This window comes from Streptomyces sp. NPDC039465 (genome assembly GCF_055639315.1).
In genome coordinates this window covers 24,263-35,960 of the sequence record NZ_JBVKAP010000003.1, presented here as the reverse complement: position 1 = coordinate 35,960, position 11,698 = coordinate 24,263, and the positions used below count along the sequence as shown (strand labels likewise).

Below are 11,698 nucleotides of genomic sequence, written 5' to 3'. Positions count from 1 at the left end.
GGCATGTGACATCATCCGGGGGCAGTGGCAGTCGCGCCGCTGCCCCCGTCGCTTGACGCACGCACCCGCAGTGGGTTGCATACGTTCTGTGACCACGCACCGGGCTCCCGCCACACTGTTCCGTGCATCCCGCATGACCCAATGTGCTTCAGGAGCCACTCCGTGGACCCGGTGATCGTCGTCGGCGCGGGGCCCGTCGGCCTCGCGCTCTCCCTCGCTCTGGCTGCCCAGAACGTTCCCTCCGTCGTACTGGACGAGGGTGCGGGCAAGGAGGACACCCGCCCCGCCCGTACGGTCGTCCTGCGCGCCGACATGGCGGCCCTGGTGGAGCGGCTGGGCTGTGCCACCCTGCGTGACGAGGGACTCCGGTGGGTCGGCTGGCGATCGGTGCGCCGCAAGCAGCTGATGCGCCACATCGAGCTCCGTGTGACGGATGGGGACGACGGCACCCTCGCCCCCACGGCGCCGCTGCACATTCCGCAGCACGCGCTCTCCCGCGGCCTGCGGGACACGATCGCCACCGAGGACCTGATCCAGCTCGTGCCGGACAGCCGCCTCGACTCGATCGAGCAGGACGACCGGGGCGTCACCGCCCACACCCGCGGCCCGGGCGCGAACTGGTGGCGCGGCAGCCATCTGGTCGGCTGCGACGGCGCCCGCTCCACCGTCCGCAAGCTGCTCGGCATCCGCTTCCCCGGCCGAACGGCCGTGGAACGCCACGCGGTCGCAGCGCTGCGCACCGAACTCCCCTGGCCCGACGAGGCCGTGCTGCACCGCCAGCCGCCGTGGCGTGGCGCGGGCGAGGAGATCATCGCCCGCCCGCTGCCCGACGGCGCCTGGCGGATCGACTGGCTGCTGCCGGCGCGCGGCGAACTGGTCACTCCCGACGCACTGGTCGCCCGGATCCGCGACACCCTGGCCGGCTGGTGCGGTGAGACACCGCCGTACGAGCTGATCGACACCGGGGTCCACACGCTGCACCACCGGCTCGCCCGGCGCTGGCGCGACGGGCGGGTCCTCCTCGCCGGCGACGCGGCCCATCTGCTCGGCGCGGTCGGCACCCAGGGCCTGGACGAAGGGCTGCGGGACGTCGACAACCTGGCCTGGAAACTGGCCCACGTCTGGCACCACGGCCCCTCGGACACCCTCCTGGACAGCTACCAGACCGAGCGGCGCACCGCCGTCGCCTCCCGGCTGCGCGCCGCCGACCAGTCACTGCCGGTGCTGCGCGGCGGGGGGGGCTTGCGGACCTATCTGCCGGGCAGCGCCCGGGGCCATGACGCCCTGCTGACCGACGGCCATCTGGGGCGCGGCCCGCTGGGGGCGCCCCCCGCGTACCCGCACTCCCCCCTGGCGCCTCCGTACGCCGACGGGCAGACCGCGGTGGGTACGCCGATGGGCGCCCCGGTGGACGACGTGCTGGTCACGGCGCCGGACGGCACGACCGTACGGCTCCGGGACCGGCTGGGGCGGGGGCGGCTGCTGGTCGTCCTGGTCGCGCCGGGGACCGGGGTGTGGGAGCGGCGGCACTGGATGAGCGCCGGGCTGATGCCGCGGCTGGCCTCGGCGGTCTCCGCGCTGCCGGCCAAGGCGGAGCTGCTGGTGACCGAGGCGTATCCGGGCGCGCCCGCGCACACGGTCCTGCTGGTCCGGCCGGACGGCCATCTGGCCGCGGCGTTCGAGGGTGTGCGCCCCGCCGAACTGCACGAAGCAGCCGACGCGGTGCGCGGGGGTGTGCAGGTGTCCACCGACAGCGACCGTACGGCGGACATCAATTGACCGTCGTTGACGGTCATGGTCTACTCGCGACCATGACCGACACCGATGTGCGCCTGTGGCGGAGGGTCCATATGGACCTGGTCCGCTATGCGGGCTGCGTGTGTCGACCGTCCTGCTGAATTCGCCTCCCTTTTCTTTCTTCGTACGCGCTGCCGCGCCTTGGTGCGCCCGCGCGCGTCTGAGCGAACTCCAGGACGGTTTCCCATGTCCCCCTCCCTTTCCCGGTCTGTCGTACGGCCGTTGGCGCCGACCGCCGCGGAACTCCTCGACTTCGTCCGCCGCACCGCCGCCGACAGCACGCTGATCGCCTCGCTCCCCCTCGATCCCGAGGGCCGTACGTGGGTACGGCTCGACGGCCCCGGCGGCAGCGAGGCCTGGCTCATCGGCTGGCCGCCCGGCACCGGCACCGGTTGGCACGACCATGCCGAGTCACTCGGCGCCTTCGCCACCGCCCGTGGCACGCTGAAGGAGAACTCCCTGTCCGTGCGGCTGCCCGCCGACGGCTGGAAGGCTCTGGAACTCCATGAAGGCGTCGACCGTGAACGGACGTTGACGGTCGGCAAGGGCCGCGCCTTCGGGCAGCACCATGTGCACGAGGTGCTCAACGAGTCGACCGACGAGCACGCCGTGTCGGTGCACGCGTACTACCCCCCGCTGCCCTTGATCCGGCGCTACAGCCGGTCGGGCGCGGTGCTCCGGCTTGAGCAGGTCGAGGGTCCGGAGGACTGGAGTTGAGTTCCTTTCACGCGACCCCGGCGCCGCGCACATCGGTCGACGAACTCCTTGAGGCCACGCGCCGCGGTCTCGACCGGATCTCGCCGCGGGACGCCTTCACGGCCTTCGAGGCCGGGGACGCCCTGCTCGTGGACACCCGCTACCAGGCGCAGCGGGAACGAGACGGGGTGATCCCGGGCGCGGTCCTCGTCGAGCGCAACGAGCTGGAGTGGCGCCTCGACCCGCAGGGCAGCCACCGGCTGCCGCAGGCGACGAGCCACGATCTGCGGGTGGTGGTGCTGTGCAACGAGGGTTACGCGTCCTCGTTCGCGGCGGCCTCCCTGCGGCAGCTGGGGCTGCGCCGGGCGACCGATCTGATCGGCGGCTTCCAGGCCTGGAAGGCGGCGGGGCTGCCGGTGCGGGAACCGGGGGCCTGAGGCCTGGGCCTCGGCCGCCCGGACGCCGGGGCGGGAGAGGCTTGCCCAGCCCTGCCACGGCGCTAGAAGCTCGTCCAGACTCCCCCCGGGGCTGGAAGGGCTTGCCCAAACCCTCCGGCGACGGTGGAAGGGCTTGCCCAAACCCTCCGGCGACGGTGGAAGGGCTTGCGCAGGCCCTCCCCTCTGGCTGGAAGAGCTTGTCCAGGCCCTCCCCGGGACTGGAAGAGCTTGTCCAGGCCGGCCGCCGAGGACGCGGCATCGGGTCGGCCCCCTCCCCCGAGGGCTAGAAGGGCTCGTCCAGGCCCTCGGTGTCCTCGCCCTCTTCCTCCAGTGCATGGCGGACCACCCGCAGGGCCATGCCCTCCGGGTATCCCTTGCGGGCGAGCATGCCGGCGAGTCTGCGCAGTCTGCGGTCCCGGTCGAGCCCGCGGGTCGCCCGGAGCTTCCGGGCGACCAGGTCGCGGGCCCGCTCCTCCTCCTGTTCGGAGTCGAGCCGGTCCACGGCCTCCTGGATGAGCGCGGGGTCCACGCCCTTGGTGCGCAGTTCCCGCGCGAGCGCGCGCCGGGCGAGGCCCCGGCCGTGGTGGCGGGACTCCACCCAGGCCCCCGCGAAGGCGGCGTCGTCGATCAGACCGACGTCCTCGAAGCGGGAGAGGATCTCCTCGGCGACCTCGTCCGGGATCTCCCGCTTGCGCAGCGCGTCCGCGAGCTGCTTGCGGGTCCTCGGGGTCCCGGTGAGCAGGCGCAGGCAGATGGCCCGCGCCCGCTCAGCGGGATCCTGGGACGACAGCTCCTTCTCGGCCCTCGACGAGTCGGCGCTGTCGCCCGGCCATTCGGTGCGGCCGGTCACGGGCTAGCCCTTGGCCGTGGTGGCCTTGGTCGCCTTGGTGGCCTTGCTCGCCGGGGCCGGGACGGACTTCCCCGCCTCGTCGGTGGCGCCGGCTTCCGTCGCCGCGTCCGCGCCCGGCTCGGCCGCGGGGGCCTCCGGCCGGACACCGACGCCCAGCTTCTCCTTGATCTTCTTCTCGATCTCGTTGGCGAGGTCGGGGTTGTCCTTCAGGAAGTTGCGGGCGTTCTCCTTGCCCTGGCCCAGCTGGTCGCCCTCGTACGTGTACCAGGCGCCGGCCTTGCGGACGAAGCCGTGCTCGACGCCCATGTCGATCAGGCCGCCCTCGCGGCTGATGCCCTGGCCGTAGAGGATGTCGAACTCGGCCTGCTTGAAGGGCGGCGCGACCTTGTTCTTGACGACCTTGACGCGGGTGCGGTTGCCGACCGCCTCGGTGCCGTCCTTGAGCGTCTCGATCCGGCGGATGTCGAGGCGCACGGAGGCGTAGAACTTCAGCGCGCGGCCACCGGTCGTGGTCTCCGGCGAGCCGAACATCACACCGATCTTCTCGCGCAGCTGGTTGATGAAGATCGCCGTGGTCTTCGACTGGTTCAGCGCGCTGGTGATCTTCCGAAGGGCCTGGCTCATCAGGCGGGCCTGGAGACCCACGTGCGAGTCACCCATCTCGCCCTCGATCTCGGCGCGCGGGACGAGCGCGGCGACGGAGTCGATGACGATGAGGTCGAGCGCGCCGGAGCGGACCAGCATGTCGACGATCTCCAGCGCCTGCTCGCCGTTGTCCGGCTGGGACAGGATGAGATTGTCGATGTCCACGCCGAGCTTCTTGGCGTACTCGGGGTCGAGGGCGTGCTCGGCGTCCACGAACGCGACCTGGCCACCGGCCTTCTGCGCGTTGGCGACGGCGTGCAGGGTCAGGGTCGTCTTACCGGAGGACTCCGGGCCGTAGATCTCCACCACACGACCGCGCGGCAGGCCACCGACGCCGAGCGCGACGTCGAGCGCGGTCGAGCCGGTCGAGATGACCTCGATGGGTTCCTTGGACCGGTCGCCCATGCGCATGACTGCGCCCTTGCCGAATTGCCGTTCAATCTGTGCGAGCGCGGCGTCCAGCGCCTTCTCGCGGTCGGTTCCTGCCATGGGTTCCACCCGATTTGCTTGAGTCGATCGCTTCACGTGAAAGACGCTAACCCCTGCCACTGACAATGGGCCCCGGCGTCCCTCCAGCCTGTGGACAACTCCGTCGACAACTCTCTACCGACAGCTTGCCCCACACCAGGCCACCCCCGGGAGAACACCGGGCCTGGACCCCATAAGAATGGATGTTCGATTTTGGTGTCAAGCGCGCCACCGCACGCCTGACACCGACCTGTGACTGAGCGTTCTAGTTGGCCACGGAGCGTTGTAGCCCGATCCGCCGACTACGCCACGGATTCGAGGTACCAGCGCTGGTTGGTCTGGGCGGTGCCGAGGCAGGTCCACTGGAAGACGTCGGCGCCGTCGCGCGTGGAGGATGTGCCGCCGGCGACGTCCAGGCACTTCCCGCTGTGGCGAGCTTGGATGTAGAACGTGCCGTTCCCGGCGTCGGTCAGGTACCACTGCTGGTTGGTCTGGGTGGCGCCGAGGCAGGTCCACTGGAAGACGTCGGCGCCGTCGCGCGTGGAGGATGTGCCGCCGGCGACGTCCAGGCACTTCCCGCTGTGGACCGCGCGGATCCGGAAGGGTCCGGAGGTGGACTGGGCTGAAAGCGCCTGCGGGGCACCGGAGACCGTTCGAGGCCCAGCGGGGTCCTGTTGCGGGGCGGCGTCAGCTGTGGGCGCGAGCAGCAAGCCGCTGAAGAGCAGGGCCGCGGCGACGGTTGCCGCCCTGCGGATCGTGGTGGCCATGTTCGTGTTCCTCTCGTAGATGGTGAACGAACGGGTCACCCCGGTGGCTTGGGGTGCGAGGTCGGAACCGAAGTCGTGCTGCCTCCGCTTGGTCACGACTCGAACGCTCGCCTGGTGATGGTCGAGTACAGAGACTCGGAGGGCGGTCGGCCGGGGGCTGACCGTGGCAGCAGTTCCACTGTGAGGCCGACGGCCCGTGAGGTCCTCAGCGTGGAGCGCGGGTTTTCTTGGCACCCAGCGCATGCGTGCGCACCTCGCTCGGAGGGACTCCATAGGCGGTGCGGAAAGCACGACTGAAGTCGGCAAGGTTGCGGAAACCCCATCGCAGCGCGATCTGGGAGATGTTGAAGTGTCGCAGCCGCAGGTCGGAGAGGTCCGCGTGACACCGCATCAGGCGAAGCCGCCGGATGGTGGCACCGACCGTCTCCGGCTCGGTCCGGAACAGCTGATGGAGGGTGCGTAAGGAGATGTGATGGTGGGCGGCGATGGCCGCCGGACGCAACTCTGGGTCGGCCAGGTTGCTGTCGATGAATGCCTTGACCCGGGCCAGCAACACCGCTCTTCGTGTGTCAGCGGGCACTGCGTCCGTCGAGCCGAGCTGCCGTGCCAGTACCGTCACGGCCAGGTTCACTCCGATCTCGCCCAGCGAGGCCAGCTCCGTCCGTTCACTGTGCCGGGCGGCCTCCGGCAGCCCGGCCAGGTACGAGCCGAGCAGGGCTGCCGGACCCGCTCGCTCCCTCAGCGGCTCCGCCAGCAACCGGTCTGCTCGGCCGCCTGCCAGCGGCAACATGGTGCGCGGCAGACGGAGCAGCGTCAGACGCGTCTGGCGGCCGTGGTCGAGGAAGTCGCAGAACAGCGGGTGTGATGTGGAGAACAGGGCCATCTCGCCGCTGCCCAGGCACGCCACGTGCCGGGACTGCTCCAGCCTGATCGGGCTGCCGCGGACCAGGACCACGTAGTACTCCTCCGGGTCGTGGCAGCGGATGTCGGAGGCGGACCGGCGGGCGGTCATCGGGGAGAAACTGAACGCCGCCACCTGACTGTTCGGCAGCTCCACACTGTCCACGGTGCCCCGGAAGGTAGCCGCTCGGGGGCTGCGGACGATCACGGGCATGACCTCCTGGGCGACCATCTCAACCCACCAGTCGAACCGCTCCGAAGCCAGAAGGGCATCCGTGCTGGCCGACACTACCGGCCCTGTGGCCGCGCCGGCCTGCCGTGCCGGATCATCGATGTTCGGCATCCCACAATGTTCCCTGCCGACCAAGGGCACGAACAGATGTCCACCGGTCACTGGCGCTCTCCTCCTGTGACGGAGCGGCGGTACGGGGACGGTCAGGCGTCGTCCGTGGGCGGCGCCTGGTCCTTCTTGGCGTTCAGCGCCCGCTGCACGCGCGCGAGGACCATCTCGCCGTACCTCCGGTGGCCGTGCACGCGTGGATCGTCCGTCACCGCGTACCGCTTCACATAGGCGCCCAGGAAGGCCTGGAGCGTGGCGACGGCGGGGATCGCGATCAGTGCGCCGACCGCACCGAGCAGGGCGGTTCCGGCGATGACCGAGCCGAATGCCACTGCGGGGTGGATGTCGACGGTCTTCGAGGTCAGCTTGGGCTGGAGGACGTAGTTCTCGAACTGCTGGTAGATCACGACGAAGGCGAGCACGTACAGCGCATACCAGGGGTCCTCGGTGAAGGCGATCAGCATGGGCAGGGCGCCCGCCAGATACGTGCCGATCGTGGGCAGGAACTGGGAGACGAGTCCGACCCAGACGGCGAGGGCGGGGGCGTACGGCACGTCGAGGATCTGCAGGAGGATGTAGTGCGCCACCCCGGAGATCAGCGCCATCAGCCCGCGTGAGTAGAGGTAGCCGCCCGTCTTGTCGACGGCGATCTCCCACGCCCGCAGCACCTCGGCCTGGCGGGCGGGTGGTAGTACGGAGCACAGGGCCCGGCGCAGCCGGGGCCCGTCGGCGGCGAAGTAGAACGAGAACAGGAAGATCGTCAGCAGCTTGAACAGCCCGCCGAGCACGGTGGCGGACACATCGAGGACACCGGTGGCGCTGTTCTGGACGTATTTACGCAGCCAGTCCGAGCGCAGCAGGCTGTCCTGGACCTCGACCCGGGACAACTCGGTGTTGAAGGTGTGGTTGCTCCAGCTGATCAGCGAGTCGAGGTACTTGGGGAACTCCTCGACCATCCCCACGATCTGTCCGGCCAGCATCGAGCCGAGCAGGACGACGAAGCCGACCGCGACCACCATGATCGTGAAGAAGACCAGGAACGTGGCCAGGCCCCGGCGCATCCCACGGGCCGCCATGCGGCCCACCGCCGGCTCTATCGCGAGCGCCAGGAAGAAGGCGATCAGGATGTTGATCAGCAGGCCGATGAGCTGGTGGAAGGCCCAGCTGCCGAGCTGGAAGCAGGCGTAGAGGGCGAGGGCGAGGATCAGCGCGCGGGGCAGCCATCTGGGCATCCGCGCGGACGGGGCGGCGGGGGCCGCGGAGCCGCCGGCGGGGGCCGGCTCGGCGCCTTCGGGGCGGCGAGGACCGCCGTCCGGGCGGCCGGTGACGGCGGGGCCGTCCGCCGGGGGCGCCGCCATCACGGCAGGGTCGGTCGAGGTCGTCTGGGTGCGCTTCTCGGTCTCGTCAGTCGGGGCCACCCGGCCAGTCTCGCGCACGGCACCGACAACCGGCCGAGACCCCCGCAGGTCACGGCCCGTGGTCAGCCGCGCCCGCCTGGCCACAGGTCGGCGCCTGCCTGCGGGGCGACGCAGGTCAGCGTTTGTCGGCGGGGATGTCCACTGCCGCGCAGACCGCCCGCCACACGTCCTTGGTCTCCCAGCCGGACTCCAGCGCTTCACGTACCGTCCGGCCGCCGAGCTCGGACATGACGTGGTCCCGCGCGAAGGACTCGGCGTACGACTCACCGAAGTGGTCCGCCATCCGTTCCCAGAAAATCGTCAACCGCATGACTTCAGTATCCCGCCCCTGAGAGTGCAGCCCGGCCCGTAGGGCTTGTCCGGCGGCCGACGCCCCCTACGGTCGATACATGGCTGGAACTCCCCTCGCACGAGCCGAACACTTCATCTGGCTGACGGCCCGCGTGCTCGAACAGCGGCGGTTCGCGTACCACTTCCTGCGCGGCGGCGCCGACCCGGTCGAGGCCGCGCTCTCCGCCTACCTCAACGAGGACGGCGGCTACGGCCACGCCCTCGAACCCGATCTGCGCGGCCCGGTCAGCCAGCCCCTGCACACCGCTCACGCCCTGCGCGTGCTGGACTCCATCGGCCGGTGCGGCGGGCTGCGGGTGGAGCGGATCTGCCGCTACCTCACGGACGTGTCCACGCACGAGGGGGCGCTGCCTGTGCTCCACCCGTCGCTGCGCGGCTATCCGTACGCGCCGTTCCTCACCATCACGGATCACCCGAAGGGTGATCTCCTGGCGACCGGCCCGGTGGTCGGGCTCCTGCACCGCAACCAGGTGTGGCACGCCTGGCTCTTTCGGGCCACGGACTTCTGCTGGGCCGCCATCGACGCGATCGACAAGTCCCATCCGTACGAGATCCAGGCCGCCGTCGCCTTCCTGGACGGCGTCCCGGACCGGGCCCGGGCCGAGGCGGCCGCGGACCGGCTCGGCCGGCTGGTGCGCGAGCAGCGGCTGGCGGTCCTCGCCCCGGAGCGGCCCGGTGACTACCCGGTGGCGCCCGGCTACGCCCCGGGCGAGCGGCACTACCCGCACGACTACGCGCGCGTGCCGGACTCCCTGGCCCGCCGCTGGTTCACGGACGAGGAGCTGACCCGCTCGCTCGACCATCTCGCGGCCGAGCAGCGCGAGGACGGCGGCTGGCCCGTCAACTGGCGGGAGTGGGCGCCGGGGACCGCCCTGGAGTCGCGCCCGATCGTGACCATCGAGGCGCTGCGGACGCTCAGGGCGCACGGCCGCACGATCAGCTGACGCGGGCCGCGCGGGCGCGTACCGGGTGCCGCGGCCCCCTCACCACGGGACGCACGGTTACGCCGGGCGCCCGGCCCCGCCGCCCCGGGACCGCGTCACCCCCCGATGGCCCGCACCCCCGCGGTGACGACCACGGCCGCGCCGACGACGACCAGGAACGGCGCCCTCGCCACGAGCGCGAGGGCCGCGGCGCCGAGCCCGGCGGCGCGGGCGTCCAGGACCAGGGCGCCGTCCAGGCTGAAGGTCTGCTGGGCGGTGAGCGCGGCCAGCAGGGCGACCGGCAGCAGCGCGGCCAGCCGCTGGACGAGGGGACGCTCCAGCGCCCCGTCCGGTACGAGCAGCCCGACGAGCTTGACGAGGTAGCAAGCGGCGGCGGTCAGGGCGATAGCGATCCAGATGTTCACCGGCCGGCCCTCTCTTCCTCGGTGGTGGCGGTCCGGCGGCCCTGGAGCCAGAGCACGGCCGGCGCGGCGAGCGCCGCCACCAGCACCGGCACCCCGGCGGGCAGCACGGGCAGGAATCCGAGTCCCAGGGCGACGGCGAGCGCCGCGACGATCCGCTCCGTGGTCGTGCGCAGCATCGGCGCGAGCAGGGCCAGGAAGACGGCGGGGCCCGCCGCGTCCAGCCCCCAGGCTGCGGTGTCGCCGATCGCCTCGGCGCCCAGCGCGCCGAGCAGGGTGGTCAGGTTCCACAGGGCGTAGAGCGTGAGGCCGGTGACGGTGAACCCGAGCCGGGCGGCCCGCCGCGACGGCTGGGCCAGCGCGACGGCCGTGGTCTCGTCGATGACGAAGTGCGCGGCGAGCGGCCGCACCGCGCGCGGTACGGCGAGGAGCTGGGAGAGCCGCAGCCCGTAGAAGGCGTTGCGGGTGCCGAGGAAGAAGGCCCCGGCGGCGGCCGTAAAGGGGTTTCCGCCCGCCGCCAGCGCGCCGACGAGCGCGAACTGCGAGGCGCCGGTGAAGACGAGCAGGCTGAGCGCGCAGGTCTGGAGCACGCTGAGCCCGGCCCCCGCCGAGGTGACGCCGAAGGCGAAGCCGGAGAGCCCGACGGCGATGCCGACGCCGAGCGCGTCACGCACGACGGCGCGGTCGGGTTTGGCCGCGGGTTCGGTTCGTATCTCTGCTGTTGCTGTCTGTTCTGCCACGTCAGGGACGCTACGGCGGGCCGCCGCACCCGGTCTTGTACGTTCTTGCGCCCGGCCCGGAAGCCGGCCGGGCCGGGGGGCACGACGGCCCTACTCCTACCTGGCCCGTTCCCGCTGGTAGGCGCCGGGCGGGACGCCGACGATGCGGGTGAAGTGCCGGTTCAGATGTGGCTGGTCGGTGAAGCCGACCCCGACGGCGACGTCCGCCGGCGCCGTCCCCGAGTCCAGCAGATGGCGGGCCCGGCGCACGCGCGCGTCGGTCAGCCAGGTGTGCGGAGGCATGCCGTACAGGTCACGGAAGGCCCGCAGCAGTGCGAAGGGGCTGGTGCCGAGCTCGGCGGCGAGGCGTTCCAGGGTCGGCGGGTCGGCCATCCGCTCCTCCAGCAGGGCACGCGCGCGAAGCGCGTTGCGGGCCCCGGCCGAGCGGGGCATGAGCGGCTGGAGCCGACCGCCGTGGCTGCGCAGCATCCGCGCCGTGACCAGGCGCAGCAGACTGTCCGCGGCGAGCGCGTTGCCCTCCTCGGCGGCCCGGTGCACGCCGATGACCAGCTGCGCGGCCCGCGGGTCGTCCACGACCGGATCGGTGAAGCCGACCGCGCCGCGTACGGCGATGGCGTCGGCGGCGATCGACTGGATCAGGTCGACCGCCGGGTAGATCGTGCGGTAGGTCCAGCCCTCGGGGACCCCCGCGTGGCCGGTGTGCGGGGTGTCGGGATTGACCAGGGCGATCTGCCCGGGGCCCGCGTGCACGAGGGCGTCGCGGTAGTGGAAGGCCTCGACGCCCTCGGTGATCGCGGCGAAGACGAAGGTCTCGTGGGTGTGGCGGGCGAAGGCCTTGCGGACGTAGTGGGCGTGCAGCAGGTCGACGCCGGGCAGCTCGGCGTACTGCCAGTACCGTGCCCTCTCCGCGGTCGCCATGGCTCCATTCTGCGCCCGCCACCGCG

14 protein-coding genes are annotated in these 11,698 nt (G+C 71.7%); 5 read left to right on the top strand and 9 right to left on the bottom strand.

What is annotated here, in order from left to right:
• The first annotated feature begins 162 nt into the window (after positions 1 to 162).
• The 4 genes from ACZ7LT_RS10705 (at position 163) to ACZ7LT_RS10690 (ending at position 2,930) form a co-directional block, all read left to right on the top strand.
• The gene (locus ACZ7LT_RS10705) at positions 163 to 1,779 is read left to right on the top strand and encodes an FAD-dependent monooxygenase (RefSeq protein WP_471235655.1); all 1,617 of its coding nucleotides are present in this window, start codon (positions 163 to 165) and stop codon (positions 1,777 to 1,779) included.
• Positions 1,780 to 1,811: 32 nt separating this feature from the next.
• Positions 1,812 to 1,898, top strand: a complete 87-nt coding sequence (locus ACZ7LT_RS10700; protein WP_311605579.1) for a putative leader peptide — start codon at positions 1,812 to 1,814, stop codon at positions 1,896 to 1,898.
• 85 nt (positions 1,899 to 1,983) lie between these two features.
• A complete protein-coding gene (locus ACZ7LT_RS10695) occupies positions 1,984 to 2,514 on the top strand; it encodes a cupin domain-containing protein (RefSeq protein ID WP_471235654.1) in 531 nt (176 codons plus the stop codon).
• Positions 2,511 to 2,930, top strand: coding sequence for a rhodanese-like domain-containing protein (locus ACZ7LT_RS10690; protein WP_471235653.1), 420 nt, complete (start codon positions 2,511 to 2,513; stop codon positions 2,928 to 2,930). The genes ACZ7LT_RS10695 and ACZ7LT_RS10690 overlap by 4 nt, the downstream gene beginning before the upstream one ends.
• Before the next feature lie 283 nt (positions 2,931 to 3,213).
• Here ACZ7LT_RS10690 and recX read toward each other — a convergent pair whose 3' ends face one another.
• The 6 genes from recX to ACZ7LT_RS10660 all read right to left on the bottom strand — a co-directional run bounded on the left by recX (position 3,214) and on the right by ACZ7LT_RS10660 (position 8,628).
• Positions 3,214 to 3,780: a recombination regulator RecX gene (gene recX, locus ACZ7LT_RS10685; RefSeq protein ID WP_471235652.1), complete on the bottom strand. Its 567-nt coding sequence runs from the start codon at positions 3,778 to 3,780 to the stop codon at positions 3,214 to 3,216.
• 3 nt (positions 3,781 to 3,783) lie between these two features.
• Positions 3,784 to 4,914 (bottom strand): recombinase RecA, encoded by a 1,131-nt coding sequence (recA, locus tag ACZ7LT_RS10680; RefSeq protein WP_471235651.1) that lies wholly within the window; start codon positions 4,912 to 4,914, stop codon positions 3,784 to 3,786.
• A gap of 281 nt (positions 4,915 to 5,195) precedes the next feature.
• Positions 5,196 to 5,756, bottom strand: coding sequence for an RICIN domain-containing protein (locus ACZ7LT_RS10675; RefSeq protein ID WP_471235650.1), 561 nt, complete (start codon positions 5,754 to 5,756; stop codon positions 5,196 to 5,198).
• 109 nt (positions 5,757 to 5,865) lie between these two features.
• Positions 5,866 to 6,903: a helix-turn-helix domain-containing protein gene (locus tag ACZ7LT_RS10670; RefSeq protein WP_471235649.1), complete on the bottom strand. Its 1,038-nt coding sequence runs from the start codon at positions 6,901 to 6,903 to the stop codon at positions 5,866 to 5,868.
• A gap of 92 nt (positions 6,904 to 6,995) precedes the next feature.
• Entirely contained in the window at positions 6,996 to 8,132 is a 1,137-nt protein-coding gene (locus ACZ7LT_RS10665; RefSeq protein ID WP_471236322.1) for an AI-2E family transporter, read from the bottom strand.
• A gap of 301 nt (positions 8,133 to 8,433) precedes the next feature.
• Positions 8,434 to 8,628, bottom strand: coding sequence for a DUF3046 domain-containing protein (locus tag ACZ7LT_RS10660; RefSeq protein ID WP_471235648.1), 195 nt, complete (start codon positions 8,626 to 8,628; stop codon positions 8,434 to 8,436).
• 79 nt (positions 8,629 to 8,707) lie between these two features.
• On the opposite strand from ACZ7LT_RS10660, the gene ACZ7LT_RS10655 reads away from it, so the two are divergent.
• Complete coding sequence (locus tag ACZ7LT_RS10655; RefSeq protein WP_471235647.1) at positions 8,708 to 9,613, top strand: hypothetical protein; 906 nt, start codon at positions 8,708 to 8,710, stop codon at positions 9,611 to 9,613.
• Between the two features lie 95 nt (positions 9,614 to 9,708).
• Here the strand turns inward: ACZ7LT_RS10655 and ACZ7LT_RS10650 are convergent, their stop codons facing one another.
• The 3 genes from ACZ7LT_RS10650 to ACZ7LT_RS10640 form a co-directional block, all read right to left on the bottom strand.
• Positions 9,709 to 10,017, bottom strand: coding sequence for an AzlD domain-containing protein (locus ACZ7LT_RS10650; RefSeq protein ID WP_471235646.1), 309 nt, complete (start codon positions 10,015 to 10,017; stop codon positions 9,709 to 9,711).
• A complete protein-coding gene (locus ACZ7LT_RS10645) occupies positions 10,014 to 10,754 on the bottom strand; it encodes an AzlC family ABC transporter permease (RefSeq protein ID WP_471235645.1) in 741 nt (246 codons plus the stop codon). The genes ACZ7LT_RS10650 and ACZ7LT_RS10645 overlap by 4 nt, the downstream gene beginning before the upstream one ends.
• Positions 10,755 to 10,850: 96 nt before the next feature.
• Positions 10,851 to 11,672 (bottom strand): AraC family transcriptional regulator, encoded by an 822-nt coding sequence (locus tag ACZ7LT_RS10640; protein WP_471235644.1) that lies wholly within the window; start codon positions 11,670 to 11,672, stop codon positions 10,851 to 10,853.
• Positions 11,673 to 11,698 lie beyond the last annotated feature (26 nt).